Below are 16,155 nucleotides of genomic sequence, written 5' to 3'. Positions count from 1 at the left end.
TTTTCCACAAAATTTTAAATATAAACTTAGTTTCGCTATTTTTGTGAGTTACTGAATTTTTTAAAAGCATTCTGCGAAAAACCATGAGCGAAATCAACACTGTAAACTATTCCGAAGATAACATCAGAACCCTCGATTGGCAGGAGCATATCAGGATCCGTCCCGGTATGTACATCGGAAAGCTGGGCGACGGGTCTTCTGCAGACGACGGGATTTATATTTTACTCAAGGAAATCATCGATAATTCCATCGATGAATTCGTGATGAAAGCCGGAAAAAGAATTGAAATTAAAATCGACGAAGGCAAAGCCACGATCCGCGATTATGGGCGTGGAATCCCTTTGGGGAAAGTAGTTGACGCAGTTTCTAAAATGAATACCGGAGGTAAATATGACTCCAAAGCTTTTAAAAAATCAGTAGGTCTTAACGGTGTCGGAACCAAAGCGGTGAACGCACTTTCAGAATATTTCCGCGTAAAATCGGTAAGGGAAGGAAAAGTGAAAGTAGCGGAGTTTTCAAAAGGAATTATCACGACCGATAATGCCGAAATTGAGACCTCGGAAAGAAACGGAACCGAAATTACTTTTATTCCCGACGCCACAATCTTCACCCATTTTAAATTCAGGAAAGAGTATATCGAAAAGATGCTCAAGAATTACTGTTACCTGAATCCTGGATTGAAAATAATCTTCAACGGCGAAACTTATTTTTCCGAAAACGGTCTGAAAGACCTTTTGCAGGAGGAGATCGAAGGCGACATTCTTTATCCGATCGTACATTTGAAGGACGATGATATTGAAGTTGCGATTACCCATTCGGATAAGTCACAGTCGGAGACGTATTTCTCTTTCGTAAACGGACAAAATACCACGCAGGGTGGTACGCACTTGAATGCCTTTCGTGAAGCATATGTAAAGACCATCCGCGAATATTTCAATAAAAATTTTGAAGCTGCTGATATCCGCAAATCTATTATCGCGGCAGTTGCCATTAAAGTCATTGAGCCGGTTTTCGAATCACAGACCAAAACCAAACTCGGTTCCAACGAAATGGAGCCAGGAAAGGAAACCGTAAGAACTTTTATTACCAATTTCTTAAAAAATAAACTCGATAATTTCCTGCACCAAAATCAGGAAATTGCAGAAGCGATTCACCGTAAAATCATTATTTCCGAGAGGGAGAGAAAAGAGCTCTCAGGAATTCAGAAACTGGCGCGGGAAAGGGCGAAGAAGGTTTCGCTTCACAACAAAAAACTGCGCGACTGCCGCGAACATTATAATGATCAGAAAGCCGTAAGAAAAGGGGAGACCATGATCTTCATAACTGAAGGTGATTCGGCATCAGGATCTATTACAAAATCGCGCGATGTGGAAACCCAGGCGGTTTTTTCGCTTAAAGGAAAGCCGCTGAACTGTTATGGCTTGACTAAGAGAGTAGTGTACGAAAATGAAGAATTCAACCTGCTGCAGGCAGCGCTGAATATTGAGGATTCACTGGAAGATCTGCGCTATAACCACGTGATTATCGCAACCGATGCCGATGTCGACGGCATGCACATCCGTTTGCTAATGATTACTTTCTTCCTGCAGTTTTTTCCGGATTTAATTAAAAACGGACATCTTTATATCCTCCAAACTCCTTTATTCAGGGTAAGAAACAAGAAAGAAACCCGCTACTGCTATACCGAAGCAGAAAGGATAAAAGCCTTAAATGAACTCGGCAAAAACCCCGAAATAACTAGGTTTAAAGGTCTTGGCGAGATTTCGCCTGATGAGTTTAAACATTTTATCGGGAAAGACATCCGTCTAGAACCTGTAGTTTTAGGAAAAGACCAAACGATTGATCAGCTTCTTGAGTTCTATATGGGAAAAAATACGCCCGACAGGCAGCAGTTTATCCTGCAAAATCTGGTGGTGGAAGATCCGGATATTGATAAAAAAGAAATTCTGGAAGATGCCGAAGTTTAAGTAATCTGTAACACATCGATGAGACTCAATAACCGCAACAAAGCAGGTTTCTATAATTTTATAAGCACCACGATTTTACTTATTTTCGTATTAGGCTGTGGTGCATTCTTTATGGAACTTTTCAAATTTGACTTTCTTGGAAGAGGCACTACTGCCTTGCTCATCATCGTTCCAAGCATTTTCGGATTGATATTTTACCTGAGAGGACGGCAGATTTTCGAATACGACAGTGACGGCGAAGCTTTGAATTTTAAAAACCGAAACGTATTATTTTACGAGAAAGCGATAAGTGATGAGTTTCCGAAATACAAACTCATCAGCTATGAAATTATTGATGCATTGATTTTCAGGAAACTGTATATAAATATTTCAAGTAAAAAAAATAAAATTATAACCCTGAAATACGATGTATCTTACCTGAGTAAAAAGGAACTGAAAGACCTGAAATTCTCATTAAGCAAAGTCATCAGAGAAAACAAAGAAAATAAGAGAGAGCTATAAGTTGATGGAAGAACAAGAAAATCACCACGAAGAATCCCTGAAAAAAGTCTCCGGTCTTTACAGAAACTGGTTTCTAGATTACGCATCCTACGTAATTCTGGACAGGGCAATTCCTTCAATTTTTGATGGATTCAAACCTGTACAGCGCCGCATCATGCACTCCATGCGTGAGCTGGAAGACGGCCGCTACAATAAAGTAGCAAACCTTGTGGGGAATACCATGAAATATCACCCGCATGGTGATGCCTCGATTACCGATGCGATGGTGCAGATTGGCCAGAAAGAATTACTGATCGATACGCAGGGAAACTGGGGAAATATTTTTACCGGAGATTCTGCCGCTGCAGCAAGATATATTGAAGCAAGGCTTACCCCGTTCGCGCTGGAAGTTGTTTTCAACCCGAAAACCACGCAGTGGGCGAAGTCCTATGACGGAAGAAACAATGAACCAATTGATCTGCCTGTAAAATTTCCGTTACTCCTTGCGTCGGGCGTTGAAGGTATCGGGGTGGGACTTTCCACCAAAATTATGCCTCATAATTTTAATGAACTGATCAACGCTTCTATTGCCCATCTGAAAGGAAAGAAATTTGAACTTTTCCCGGATTTTCTTACCGGCGGCATGCTCGATGTTTCCAATTATAACGATGGCGAACGAGGCGGAAAAATACGTGCACGAGCCAGAATCATTCAGAAAGATAAAAACACGCTCTGCATTACCGAACTTCCTTTCGGTAAAAATACCGGCGATCTCATCGATTCCATCATCAAAGCCAACGAGAAAGGGAAGATTAAAATCAAGAAAATTGAGGATAACACTTCGGATACGGTTGAAATCAACATTCATCTCAATAACGATGTTTCGCCAGATAAAACCATCGATGCACTGTACGCATTTACCGATTGCGAAATCCCAATTTCACCCAATGCGTGCGTCATCGTCGGCGATAAACCTGAATTTTTAACCGTTTCAGAGATTTTAAGAAGAAATACTGATCATACGGTTGCTCTCCTTAAAAAAGAACTGGAGATTGAGCTGAATGAACTTCAGGAAAAATGGCATTTTGCAAGTCTCGAAAAAATATTTATCGAAAACGAAATTTACCAGGAAATTAAAGGTAAATCTTCAAAAGAAGAAGTGTATGAAGCGGTTGACAAAGCCCTGAAACCTTTTACCAAAAACCTTTTGCGGACTGTTACGACCGAGGATATCATTAAGCTTACCGAACTTCCGTTTATGCGGATCTCGAGATATGACCAGGATAAAGCCATCGAGAATTTACTGAATCTGGAAGGCAAAATAGAACAGGTAAAACATCATCTGAATAACCTGATCACTTATGCCATCGATTATTTCATCAACATCCAGAAAAAATACGGAAAAGGCAAGGAGCGACGGACAGAACTGAGAATTTTCGACACTATTGACGCGACAAAAGTTGCAGTAGCCAACGAAAAGTTCTATGCCAATTTCGAAGAAGGATTCATTGGAACATCTTTAAAGAAAGACCAGTATCTTTTCGACTGTTCAGATATTGATGATATCATCACCTTCCAGAAAGACGGTACCATGAAAGTGGTGAAAGTGGAAGCAAAAACCTTTATCGGCAAAAATATCGTACATGTTGCCGTGTGGAAAAAAAATGACAAGCGCACCGTTTACAACATGATTTACCGTGAAGGCAGAGATGGCGCTTATTACATGAAAAGATTTTCGGTAACCGGTGTTACAAGGAATACAGATTACAAACTGGCCTCCGAAAAGAAAGGTTCAGAAATGCTGTATTTTTCTGCAAATCCCAATGGCGAAGCCGAAGTAGTTACGGTTTTATTGAAACCTAACGCCAGGATACGAAAGAATAAAATGGAAATCGATTTCTCGGAGCTGGCAATTAAAGGCCGCGATTCCAAAGGAAATCTGGTGACCAAATACGCCATTAAAAAAGTTGAAATGAAGGAAGAAGGTCATTCAACCCTGGCACCGAGAAAAATCTGGTTCGATGATACTGTGAGAAGGCTGAACGCTGATGCACGCGGAACTTTGCTCGGAAGTTTCAAAGGCGACGATAAAATACTCACCATCAATGCGCAGGGCGAGGCAAAACTTGTTTCATTTGACCTGATGAACCGCTTCGATGATGAATATCTGATTCTCGAAAAATGGAATCCGGAACAGCCTATTACCGCGATTTACTTTGATGGTGAGAAGCAGATTTACTTTATCAAGAGATTTCTGCTCGAAAACAATACGAATATCCAGAATTTCATGCCTTCAGAACACCCGAAATCGTTTATTGAGCAGGTAATCGTGGCCAATAATTCTACTGCAGAAATTATTTTCGCCAAAGACAAAGGCAAAGAAAAAGATCCGGAAACCATCATTGTTGATGAGTTTATAGCTGTGAAAGGGATCAAGGCGATTGGTAATCAATTGACGAAAAGTAAAGTAAAAAGCATCAACGTCACTATTCCAGAACCTACCGAAGAAATAAATCCGGGTTTTGATGTGGTTGAAAGTACCGAAGGTCACATTTCATTCATTGATGAAGATGTAAAAGACGCTGATTTTCCGGATGAAGGCACTATTGGAAACCTTTTTGATGAAGAGTAAGCATTGAAAAATCAATAAGATAGGCGCTCTCCGAAAAGCGCCTTTCTTATTTAACTTATTTTAAAACTTCACATTCACCGTCATTTCTTTTCCATCTCTTAGGACAGCTACCGGAAGTTCGTCGCCTGAATTTATTTTCGAAAGGCAATCCATATAACTGTACACTTCTTTGACTTCGCATTTTCCGATACGAATGAGAACGTCGCCGGCTCTGATTCCCGCCAGGTCTGCAGGTCTTTTTTCCGTAACACCGTCGATTTGTAGGCCTTCTTTGGAATCCGCATAGCTTGGCATTATTCCCAGTGTTACTTTATATTTCGGGATGGCTTTGCTCTGAGAGATTTTGGTTTTAGTAAAAGGAATGTTTTCAACCTCGGCCAATCCGTTGGCTAAATTGAAAACGTAATGGGTAATGTTGCGCAATCCTGTGAAATTAACCCTTTCTGTGTCATCTGTCGGTTTGTGGTAATCGCTGTGGGTTCCCGTAAAGAGAAATAAAACAGGAATGTCTTTCAGGTAGAAACTCGTATGATCCGACGGACCCACACCAGCGCTGTCAATCGCCAGATTAAATCCTGCTGGTTTATATTTTTTAATCATCTCCCCAAAAACAGGCGAAGTTCCTACACCGCCAACCGTCAGATCTTTGTCTTTGTTCAGACGACCGATCATATCGAGATTAATCATGGAAATAACGTTCGGATAGTGGTTTTTTACCTCTTCAGCGAATTTTTTTGATCCCATTAATCCATCTTCTTCACCTGAGAAAAGTGCGAAAACATAGTTTGCTTTTTCTTTTGTTTTATTTTGAGAAAACATTCTGGCCAACTCCAGTACCGCAGAAACTCCGGAAGCGTTATCATCTGCCCCGTTATGGATTTGCCCGTAGGAATTCATCAAGGTAGAGTTGTGGTGTTCATTAAGGCCAAGATGATCATAATGAGCTCCGATGATGATGGTTTTTGATGCTTTGTTGTCCAGATATCCGATGACATTACGGCTGTTAATTTTAACGGCGGAACTTTCCTCGTGCGGATTAAGTTTCAGGTCGTAAGTGAAGTCTTGAAAATAACTTTTTCCGTTGCGGGGCTTTAATTTCAGGGATTTAAATTCTTTGGAAATAAATTCTGAAGCTTTTTTCTCGCCTTCACTTCCTGCCAATCGGCCTTTTAACTCATCAGATGCAAGATAGGAAACTGTTTTCTTAAGGTTTTGTTCAGAAACATTTTCATGATGGTCTGTTTCTACCCAATCGGCGATAAAAATATTGGTTTCATGGGCTTTTCCGGCCTGGCGGTTACTCGAGAATACCAATTTTTTTCCGTCGTGTGAAAACATCGGAAATGCATTGAACTCACTTTCATAGGTGATTTGGGTAAGATTGTTTCCGTCTAAATCAATGGAATAAATCTGGAAATCGTAACCTCTCGTGGAATGGTGGTTCGATGAAAATAAAATTTTCTTATCCGAGGGATGAAAATACGGCGACCAGTTTGCTTTACCGAGATTTGTAATCTGTTTGAGGCCGCTACCGTCGATATTCATGGTATAAATCTCCATGTTGGTGGGTGCTACAAGGTTTTCTGCCAAAAGGTCTTTATACTCCTTAATTTCCGCCGCGGTACTAGGTCTGGATGAACGGAAGACCAGTTTTTTGGAATCGTGTGAGAAAAAAGCACCTCCATCGTAACCCAATCCAAAAGTCAATTGTTTCAAGTTTTTTCCGTCAATATCCATCCGCCATAATTCGAGATCGCCACTTCTGATTGACGTGAAAACGATGTATTTGCCGTCTGGGGAAACCACCGCTTCCGCATCATAACCCGGAGAATCGGTAAATTTTCTTGTGATTTTACCGTTTAAATCAGCTTCATAAATATCAAATTCTTCGTAAATCGGCCAAAGATATTTGCCGTCTGTGCGCGGTTTTGGTTTTGCCGGACATTTTTTGTTGGCTTCATGGGTGGAAGCATATATGACATGTTTTCCATCGGGCATAAAAAAAGAACATGTTGTTCTGCCGTTTCCTGTTGAAATAAGGTTTAAATCTTTCGTTGAAATATTCTTCTGATTTAAATCTAAAAGATAAATCTGATCACAGTGTGCACCAATCGTGGGATTGGTAACCTGCAGCGTAAGTTTTTTTCCGTCGGGTGAAAAATAAGCTTCAGCATTATCGCCACCGAAAGTAAGTTTCTGAATATTTCTGAGATTTCTTTCCTGCGAAAAAACCAGCATAGTAGCGCCGAGCAGCGCAATGCAAAATGACCTTGTGGAGAAATTCATAATTTGATATTGGTTGATATCAAATATAAATAAAAATTGCCAAAACTAATTCTGGCAATTTTATGAATATCAATGATTTTGAATTTTTTTCCTAATAAATAATTTTTGAAGAAACGAGTCTGGTTTCAAGATAATCATTTCCATATACGGCATGACAGATTTCTTTAACTAAGCCTAAGCCTTTTTTATACGAAATATCCTGTGTTTTAGGCAACAGACCAGTTGTAGTGCTGATAGGGGTAAAAACCCCTTTATAAGGAAAAACAGTATAAGATGTTCCTTCTACAATGATATTTGATTCGTTTTGCAACTGGTATAGCACATTTCCGATAATCGGAGAGCCGGGCCCAAGGTCAAAAATGGGATTATTATATATGTAATTAATATCCATGCCTGGATGGAGCACATGTCCACCTGTTTCAGAAATGTCGATATTACCCGAAGCAGGATAGGAGACCAAGTGACCTTTTGTATTTACCCTCAAATATCTGTAACTCACATTGCCATTTAAATTTGAATTCGGGAAATGGGTCTTAGTCCGCTCTTTTGCCACTGTGAATCCCTGAATGTTTTCTTTGCCGACAATACTTACAGAATCAATTCTTCCTGTGAATGTGGAGGAACTTTGTGGATTTGTGAAATCAGGATTTCTGTACGTTTTATAAACCCATTTATTACCAACATTAAGGTTAAAAAAAGGATCTTCGGTAACATTTGGCGTTGGCAATTCGTCTGTTCTGCACGATACCGCTGCTAAAAGAATAATGCTAAGTGGCAAGTTTAATGTTAATTTCATAGTTTTTCTTATTAAACGTAAACAAATATTAATTATTTTGTTAAATTAATAAAAAATATGCAAAATAGAAATTATCACTAAAATGGATATCCAAAAGCAAAGTTGAGTACCGGTTTCCAGGTGTTGCCAAGAACCCAGCGGTCGCCAACAGGTTGATTCGGATCATAAACTTTATATGCCGCATCAAGTCTTAAAGTAATGTAGGCGACATTCACCCTTAAACCTACACCCGTTCCAACGCCCATTTGTGACAGGAATTTGTTGAATTTAAATTCGTCGCCAAAACCGCTGTCTTTTAAACTCCAAATATTACCCGCGTCAATGAAAGCAGCGCCTTCAAACATTGGGGTAAAAGGCATTCTGTATTCAATATTGGTGGTGAGTTTAACATTGTCCATGATGTAGGAACGGATTTTTTCGTCGAGCTGCGAATCTGCAGGACCTAAACCTCCAAAAACCCTCCAAGCCCGAATGTCGTTGGAACCGCCATTGAAATAAGATCTCACAAAAGGCATGGTAGAAGAATTTCCGTACGGAATTCCGACCCCGATAAACTGTCGTAAGGCCAGCGTATGTTTGTTATTGAAAAAGGTGAAATATTTGCGTACATCAACATCAAATTTCACAAACTGAGAATACGGAATATCGAAAATCTTTTTGGTTTCACCTGAAATCACACCGACTTCTCTTGGATTACTTTTGAACAGTGCGAAAGCATTACCGGCAAGTTCGACTTTGGCGTTCAGATAGAAAGGATTTGGCCGGTCTTTTTTACCAATTTCATTGTAAATTACATTGTAAATCATTGATGAAATCAGCACGTCCTGAGTCTGGCGGTCTTTGTTGATAAGTGATTGTCTGAATGTATTGTAAAGTGACAGATCATCGCCCGTTAAAGAATTTTGATAATTGGTGTCGTTCAGGATTATGGTAGAAAAATCATCGGAAGAGATTTGTCCGTTTACAAAATCCTGATAAAGCGCAGGCGAATAATTCTGGAATATATTTTCTCTTACCACCGCATCTGCAGGAAAGAAATCATAATAACGGTCTTTGTTGCGTGTAATACTCAACTGGGTAGTGAATAAAGAAAGCCGGTGGGAAACAATATCATTTACATTCGCGAAATAATTTAAACCTGCATTAAAACCAATTCTACCAAGACCAATATTATCCTGAACCGAAGCTCCCAGCACAATCGATGAAGTAGGAGAGTAGCGTTTAGGAATCAGCCGCCATGTTTTGAAAGGCATTAACAGTCTGGGAAAATTTAAAGAGGCCTGCGTAGAAATTTCATAGGCCAAACTTCGTTTATCCGGATTCTTGGTATTTACAATAGAACCAAAAATCCCTGACACACTGGTCGTTAAGTTTTCGGCACCGCCGAAGACATTTCTGGTCGTTAAATCAACCGACGGAGAAACCCCGAAGTTGAGAATCTGCGAGTAATTAATGTCTGTAGCAATCTTTAAATCGTATTTCGGAAGTGGAGCGAGATAATAACTTACATCCAGAATACTGTCATTACCTTTACGTAAAATTTCATCATATTTAATGATGCTGAAATTGTTCATAGAAGAGATATTCCGTTTCGTAAGATCCAGATTGCGCTGCTGATAAACGTCGCCTTTCTTTAAAATAATTGGTCTCCACAGTGCCATTGTTTTGAACTGATCATCCAATTTATAAAAGTTGATTCCTAAAAGGGAATCCTTTACCGTTTCGGTAGAATCTGCAAGTTTTTCTAGCAAATGAACTTTAATATCACCTATCGTGGTTATTTTGTAGCGAGAATCCATAGAATCTTTGTGGATATCCATGGTAAGCGGTACGTTTTTCCTGCTTTGAAGCGTATCTGCTGTAAAATAAATTTCTTCGTTGGAATTATTGAATTTGTAATATCCACGGTCTTTCATCAGGTCATTGATCCTTTTCACCTCCTTTTCCAACGTGCTCTGATCAAGGATTTGTTTGCCTTTTACAAGACTTTTCGTTAAGTCCTCTTCGTAGATATTTCTGATGTTAGGATCGGGAATATTATAGTAGTAATCGCTGATATAGGTAGGATCCTTATGAGTAATCAGATAATTTGCCTGCGCTTTTTTTGCGGCAGAATCCAGCTCATGACTGAATTTTACATCGGCATCCCAATAACCTTTGTACACGAAAAATTTACGGATAGAATTGGCGCTTGTTTCAGTTTTTCCCTGATCCAAAATTACGGGAGGTTGACCTATATTGTGCATGAAACGCTCATAAAACAAACTTTTTCCCACGTATTCCGGATGTTCGTATTTAATGAAAAGAGAATCGCGAAGTTTCTGGTTTCTCATTTCGGAGGGATATGTCATATATTCATTCAGAATCGAATCATATTTCGGGTTGGTTGCATTATACATCCAAAGCCCGATAGGGAAAAGAAAAAGCTGTTTTTTATTGGGTTTCTGGCTTACATAATTAGGAACTTCATCATCTAAAATCTTTCCGTCCTCGTAACGGTAATTGTTTTTTGTTAACAAATATTCGCCCTCGGGAACTTTTTTTGTCGTGCTGCAGGCGTACAGAAAAAATACAGTAATTGCAGATGCGAAAAATATGTAATACTTTTGAAAATATTTTGATAAATGCTTACGGCTCATAAAATAAAAATTTTACAGTCTTTAGACAAAAAGAAGTTCAGACAAAAATACAATTTGTTTTTGGTTGAAGGCAATAAAACAATTAAAGAAATACCCTCGTCACATTATAAAATCAGCGAAATTTACACGGTAAATCCAGATGAATTTTCAGTTGAAAATGTACATATTACTCCTGTTTCCCCAACCGAATTAAAAAAAATAAGCTTTCTGCAAAACCCGAAAGATTCGGTAGCGGTCTGCGAACTTAGAGAAGCAAAAACTTTACCGCATTTTTCAATACAGCTCATTCTCGACGGTATTCAGGATCCCGGGAATCTGGGAACGATCATCAGACTGGCCGATTGGTTCGGGATTGAACAGATTATATGCAGCGAAGACACCGTAGATTTTTATAATCCCAAAGTCATTCAGGCAAGCATGGGTTCGTTTCTGCGCGTCAATATTGTTTATGAAGATATTCAGGCCTATCTTCAGAATTCTTCTTCAGCCATTATCGGAACCGATATGGACGGAAAAAACCTGTATCAATATTCATTTCCGGAAAAATTCAGTTTGGTTTTGGGAAATGAAGGCAACGGAATACGCCCGAAAACCGAAGAACTTTTAACCGATAAAATTACAATTCCCCGTTTTGGTAAATCCCGTGCTACAGAAAGCCTGAACGTTTCGATGGCGGCGGGCATAATTCTGGGACAAATTTTTTCGGAAAAATAAAAAAACGCATTGGGGCTTTTATTAAATCAACTGCTCAAGGCTCGAGGTTGTTCTGTTTCTCTGATACTGCTCAAGTTTTTCGCGCACGTATTTCAATGCAATGGGTGCGAGATAAATCAGTGCAAGACCAATGGCTTTTTTCTTCCAGCTGGTGTTGTAAAGACTTTTTCTGGCATAATTCCCGACAAAAGTTACGGCACCGATTTTCAGGGCATTTTCTACCAAATTCATTCCGGTATCGCTTTTGGCAAAGCCGTAAACGGCGTTTCTGTTGAGTACCGTATCTTTAACGCTGTTGGAAAATTCTTTTACAATCTCGTTGGTATTTAAAGAAATGCTGGTGGCACCATCTGGTTTAATTTCCTCTTTTAGGTATTTATCTGTAAAACCGTTGGTGAAGGCGCTTAAGCTTTCCTTTGTATTGTCGAATGTAATTAATTCTTCGATCTCGGTAACTTCTTTTTTAAGTAATTCTTTTTTTCGACGGAGTTCTTCCAGGCTGCTGTATTTGGTTCCCATTATTTAACTGTTTAGTGATTGAATAATTTTGTTGGCTACTGCATTTTTAATCGAATTTCTTGTAAGGAATACAATAATAATGATAAGAAGATAAAATCCTGCCATAATAAGCAAACCATAAGCGTAATTGCCTAAGTAAGAACCGATGAGCAAACCTAACCCGATATTGAGCAATATTAAGAAGAATATGGCCGCCACTGCAGCAATTGCCAAAAAAGTAAAAGTTCCTGCGGTAACCGAAGATTTTTCTGTAGCTTCCATTTTAAGAAGATCCAGTCGCTTTGCAGCATATTCTTTTACAAGGTCTAGCATAATATTTTTGTTTAAAGTTACAAAAAAAGGAACTTAGAATTAAAGTTCCTTTTTATTTTAATGGAATAAAACGGAAGTTCAATTAAGATTTAAGTCCGTCTAATTCATTTTCTACATCTTTTACCACTTCAGTTGTTTTTGCAATTGCCTGGTCTTTGTATTTATCGTACCCTTCTTTTACTGAAGATACTACTTTGTCGGCAGTTTCTTTTACCTGAGAAGAGATATTACCATACTGGTCTCTTACCTTGCCGGAAACATCCTGAAACTGCTCTTTCGCTTTTTCAGAAACTCTACCGTACTGATCAACTGCCTGATCTTTCAGTTCGTTTGCTTTATTCTTAATTTTTTTTCTCGTTTCAGTACCTTCTTCCGGAGCGTAAAGCATTCCCAGAACTAAACCTGCCGCAGCACCTGCAAGTAGACCTGCCAAAACTCCTGCTGCATTATTTCCTTTTTTAGACATTTTAGATAATTTTTAATAGTTAATAATTAATGTTTGATGCTTTTTTTCATCTCTCATAAAGTTACAATTTATATACCAATTAAACAAACCCCATTCTTAAAATTATGTTAAAAGTCTTTAATGAAGGAAAGAATGAGGTCAATGGTCTCTTGTTTTGTTAAATTTGAATTGTCAATCAGGATTGCGTCGTCAGCTTGTTTCAAAGGAGCTACGGTTCTCTCACTGTCGATTTTGTCACGGGTGATTAAATTATGTCTTACTTCATGCTCCTCACTGGGCATGCCCAAACCCTGCAGTTCCAGAAAACGACGTTTTGTCCGTTCTTCAATACTGGCGGTGAGAAAAAATTTATAATCGGCATTGGGCAGAACAACGGTGCCGATGTCGCGGCCATCCATTATCACACCGCCTTTGGCTGCGATGGAGCGCTGGGTTTCCATTAAAAAATCGCGCACTTCCTTTTGGCAGGCAATTAAACTTACCTGTGATGAAACTTCATTTGACCTGATTTCTTTGGAAACGTCTTTATCGTTGAGAAGCAGAACAAGTTCATTCTCAAGTTCCGAAAACTCAAGATGCACTTCATTTAATTTAGAGAAAAGCAACGGCAAATCGATTTCACCGGATTCATTAAGACAGTTTTGAAGAGCGAAATAAGTAATTCCCCTATACAGTGCTCCTGTGTCCATATGAACAAGCCCCAACCGCTCTGCAATAACTTTTGATATTGAACTTTTTCCGGTGGACGAATAGCCGTCGATGGCAATAACAGGTTTTCTCATGCCGCAAATTTCATGATTTTTTTTGAATTTGCGAAACCGATGATGTGAAGACTAGAAAGTTTTAAATGGAAATTATCGTCGGTTTCCGCCCACTTCAATTAAATCTAAAGTAAGACCGAAGAGGTTTACATTAGATGAGTTGTGATAACGCACATGGGCATAATCAAACCGGAAGGACGAAATTTTAATCCCGAAACCTGCAGAAAGGCCTGAAAAGCTTCGCTGGTCGAGCACCGCAAGTTCATTTCCGCGCTTTACATTATACCCAAAACGGATGTTGAAAGCCTGTTGCGGAAACAATTCTGCACCAAAAGAAAGGTGATCGGTGATTTTTCTGCTCCAGCTAATTTCCTGACCATTGTTGTTATAATCCTGCGAAATATTCAGTTTCTGTAAATCGTGGGCGGTAATTGTAAGCGCGACTGGAAATTCATCTAAAATTTTGGTATAACCCAAATCTACGCGGAATGCTACATTTTCACGCAATCCATTGTAAGTTTTGAATTGGTACCCGAAATTCCTGAATACTAGTGCAAGCGTTTCGTTACTCTGTCGGTTATGATATGTTACTCCAGCATTTCCTACCACAGCCATCGAAGTATAATTGTCGATTCTTGAACTCACGAAACTGGCGCTTCCTGCAACCGTCCAGTCCTCATCGAACTGGTAGGCGTAGCCTAATCCGATTGAAGCATCCATCGCTCCGAATTCACCATCAATTACAGCGCTTTCGTCGGTTCTCGGCATTTTGCCGTAGTCCATGTATCGTGCATTGAGACTTACTAAATGACCTTCTTCCAAATCTTTTACATAACTGATGGTTCCGTATTTAGAATCGGAGAGATACGAAGCATAGTTCAGCGAAATCATTTCATCCTGTTCAAGATTCATTAAACCGGGATTCACGGCTGCGAAACTTACGTCGTAATCCCGTACCGAAACAGCATCGCCTCCCAAAGCGGCCTGTCTTGCAGACACCGGAATGTTGAGAAACGGGTACACATTTGTTCCTTCCTGAGCTAACAAAATGGTGGTAAAAAGAAGAACCGAAACGGAGATAATTTTTTTCAAATTCGTATTTATGTTTGCAAAAATAATTTTTTTAAAAATTTATCAAAAATATTTCTTGTAAATATAATTCTATTAACGAGATTATTTGCGTTTCCTTATATTTGCAGAGCAAAAAAGAGATAAAATAGAAAAAATGAAATATAAACGAATTCTTCTGAAACTTAGTGGTGAAGCTTTGATGGGAAACCGACAGTACGGAATTGACAATGACCGGCTTAAAGAATATGCTGCTGAAATAAAAAAAGTAGTCGATAAAGGCTGCGAAGTTGCCATTGTGATTGGTGGAGGAAATATTTTTCGTGGTTTGGCAGGAGCTGCTAAAGGAATGGACAGAGTTCAGGGAGATTACATGGGGATGCTGGCCACCGTGATTAATGGGATGGCGTTGCAGGGAGCACTGGAGGATGCCGGGATTTACACCCGTCTTCAATCTGCGATTGAAATGGATAAGGTTGCAGAACCCTTCATCAAAAGAAAAGCAACGAGACACCTTGAAAAGGGTAGAGTCGTTATTTTCGGTGCGGGAACCGGAAATCCATATTTTACCACAGATACTGCGGCAACGCTCAGAGCCATCGAAATTGGTGCTGATGTAATTCTGAAGGGAACAAGAGTCGATGGAATTTATGATTCAGATCCGGAAAAAAATGATAACGCCGTGAAATTTAATTCATTAACATTTGATGAAGTTTTCGAAAAAGGCTTGAAAGTTATGGATATGACTGCCTTTACCTTAAGCCACGAAAATAAATTACCGATTATTGTTTTCGACATGAACAAAGAAGGAAATCTATTGAAAATTGTGGAAGGTGAAAATATCGGAACACTTGTAAATATATAAATCAAAATTTTAAAAATAATCCAGACCGATTTCCAGATTAATGAAGGGAAAACATTCTGGAATAAAAAACTGAAAACAAACACGTTATGGAAGATTTAGAAATGATTATTGATATGGTGAAGCAGGAAATGGATGCGGCGATGAAACATCTTGACCATGCTTTTCAAAAAATCAGAGCAGGCCGTGCATCCACAACAATGGTGCAGGATGTGATGGTGGAGTATTACGGCGCATCAACTCCCATTAACCAGGTTGCTAATGTAATGGTGCCCGATGCGATGACGATTTCCATTCAACCTTGGGACAGAACAGCTATTGGAGCTATTGAAAAAGCCATTATCAACTCAAATCTTGGTTTTGCACCCATGAATAATGGTGAAAATATCATCCTGAATGTGCCTCCTTTAACAGAAGAAAGAAGACGGGAACTTACAAAATTGGCGAAAGCGGAGACAGAATCAACCAAGATTACTATTCGTAATGCAAGACAGGATGGAATGAAAGAACTTAAAAAGCTTGATGGCGTATCAGAAGATCTTATTAAAGATGCTGAAGAAAAAATTCAGTTGGTGACTGATAAATATGTTAAAATGTGCGACGAACATTTAAAAGTTAAAGAAGCGGAAATTATGAAAGTATAATGCTTCCTG

Annotated in this window: 14 protein-coding genes; 6 read left to right on the top strand and 8 right to left on the bottom strand. The window is 39.2% G+C overall.

All coding sequences use genetic code 11. From position 1 onward, the window contains the following. Positions 1–83: 83 nt before the first annotated feature. From V5N63_RS08640 to V5N63_RS08630, 3 genes are read left to right on the top strand one after another with little or no spacing between them, the layout of a single operon-like run. The gene (locus tag V5N63_RS08640; protein ID WP_332033621.1) at positions 84–1,967 is read left to right on the top strand and encodes a DNA topoisomerase IV subunit B; all 1,884 of its coding nucleotides are present in this window, start codon (positions 84–86) and stop codon (positions 1,965–1,967) included. Positions 1,968–1,985: 18 nt separating this feature from the next. After that, on the top strand, positions 1,986–2,468 hold the full coding sequence (locus V5N63_RS08635; RefSeq protein ID WP_332033620.1) for a hypothetical protein: 483 nt from the start codon (positions 1,986–1,988) through the stop codon (positions 2,466–2,468). A gap of 4 nt (positions 2,469–2,472) precedes the next feature. Then, on the top strand, positions 2,473–5,079 hold the full coding sequence (locus tag V5N63_RS08630; protein ID WP_332033619.1) for a DNA gyrase/topoisomerase IV subunit A: 2,607 nt from the start codon (positions 2,473–2,475) through the stop codon (positions 5,077–5,079). Between the two features lie 60 nt (positions 5,080–5,139). Here the strand turns inward: V5N63_RS08630 and V5N63_RS08625 are convergent, their stop codons facing one another. From V5N63_RS08625 to tamL, 3 genes are all read right to left on the bottom strand, one after another. Continuing rightward, positions 5,140–7,365, bottom strand: coding sequence for a M20/M25/M40 family metallo-hydrolase (locus V5N63_RS08625; RefSeq protein WP_332033618.1), 2,226 nt, complete (start codon positions 7,363–7,365; stop codon positions 5,140–5,142). A 91-nt stretch (positions 7,366–7,456) separates the two neighbouring features. After that, positions 7,457–8,161 (bottom strand): hypothetical protein, encoded by a 705-nt coding sequence (locus V5N63_RS08620; protein ID WP_332033617.1) that lies wholly within the window; start codon positions 8,159–8,161, stop codon positions 7,457–7,459. Between the two features lie 77 nt (positions 8,162–8,238). Continuing rightward, on the bottom strand, positions 8,239–10,800 hold the full coding sequence (gene tamL, locus V5N63_RS08615) for a translocation and assembly module lipoprotein TamL (RefSeq protein WP_332033616.1): 2,562 nt from the start codon (positions 10,798–10,800) through the stop codon (positions 8,239–8,241). Here tamL and V5N63_RS08610 point away from each other — a divergent pair. Next, entirely contained in the window at positions 10,786–11,514 is a 729-nt protein-coding gene (locus tag V5N63_RS08610) for an RNA methyltransferase (protein ID WP_332033615.1), read from the top strand. The two genes, tamL and V5N63_RS08610, sit on opposite strands and share 15 nt — an antisense overlap. A 21-nt stretch (positions 11,515–11,535) precedes the next feature. Here the strand turns inward: V5N63_RS08610 and V5N63_RS08605 are convergent, their stop codons facing one another. The 5 genes from V5N63_RS08605 to porQ all read right to left on the bottom strand — a co-directional run bounded on the left by V5N63_RS08605 (position 11,536) and on the right by porQ (position 14,664). Further along, positions 11,536–12,033: a phosphoribosyl-ATP pyrophosphatase gene (locus tag V5N63_RS08605; RefSeq protein ID WP_088469124.1), complete on the bottom strand. Its 498-nt coding sequence runs from the start codon at positions 12,031–12,033 to the stop codon at positions 11,536–11,538. A 3-nt stretch (positions 12,034–12,036) separates the two neighbouring features. Then, positions 12,037–12,345, bottom strand: a complete 309-nt coding sequence (locus V5N63_RS08600; protein WP_332021425.1) for a phage holin family protein — start codon at positions 12,343–12,345, stop codon at positions 12,037–12,039. Between the two features lie 82 nt (positions 12,346–12,427). After that, positions 12,428–12,811 carry a YtxH domain-containing protein gene (locus tag V5N63_RS08595; protein ID WP_088469126.1) on the bottom strand — a complete coding sequence of 128 codons (384 nt, stop codon included), beginning with the start codon at positions 12,809–12,811 and terminating at the stop codon, positions 12,428–12,430. A 107-nt stretch (positions 12,812–12,918) separates the two neighbouring features. After that, positions 12,919–13,593: a (d)CMP kinase gene (gene cmk / locus V5N63_RS08590; RefSeq protein WP_332033614.1), complete on the bottom strand. Its 675-nt coding sequence runs from the start codon at positions 13,591–13,593 to the stop codon at positions 12,919–12,921. A gap of 72 nt (positions 13,594–13,665) precedes the next feature. Then, positions 13,666–14,664 carry a type IX secretion system protein PorQ gene (gene porQ, locus V5N63_RS08585; protein ID WP_332033613.1) on the bottom strand — a complete coding sequence of 333 codons (999 nt, stop codon included), beginning with the start codon at positions 14,662–14,664 and terminating at the stop codon, positions 13,666–13,668. Positions 14,665–14,797: 133 nt separating this feature from the next. On the opposite strand from porQ, the gene pyrH reads away from it, so the two are divergent. Together pyrH and frr are read left to right on the top strand one after the other, a co-directional pair. Then, the gene (pyrH, locus tag V5N63_RS08580) at positions 14,798–15,505 is read left to right on the top strand and encodes a UMP kinase (protein WP_332019783.1); all 708 of its coding nucleotides are present in this window, start codon (positions 14,798–14,800) and stop codon (positions 15,503–15,505) included. A gap of 86 nt (positions 15,506–15,591) precedes the next feature. Next, positions 15,592–16,146 (top strand): ribosome recycling factor, encoded by a 555-nt coding sequence (frr, locus tag V5N63_RS08575; RefSeq protein ID WP_332033612.1) that lies wholly within the window; start codon positions 15,592–15,594, stop codon positions 16,144–16,146. Positions 16,147–16,155 lie beyond the last annotated feature (9 nt).

It is taken from the genome of Kaistella sp. (assembly GCF_032060305.1).
Classification (GTDB): Bacteria; Bacteroidota; Bacteroidia; order Flavobacteriales; family Weeksellaceae; genus Kaistella; species Kaistella yananensis.
The sequence above is the reverse complement of the archived record's forward strand: the minus strand, read 5'-3'. Positions and strand labels throughout refer to the sequence as shown.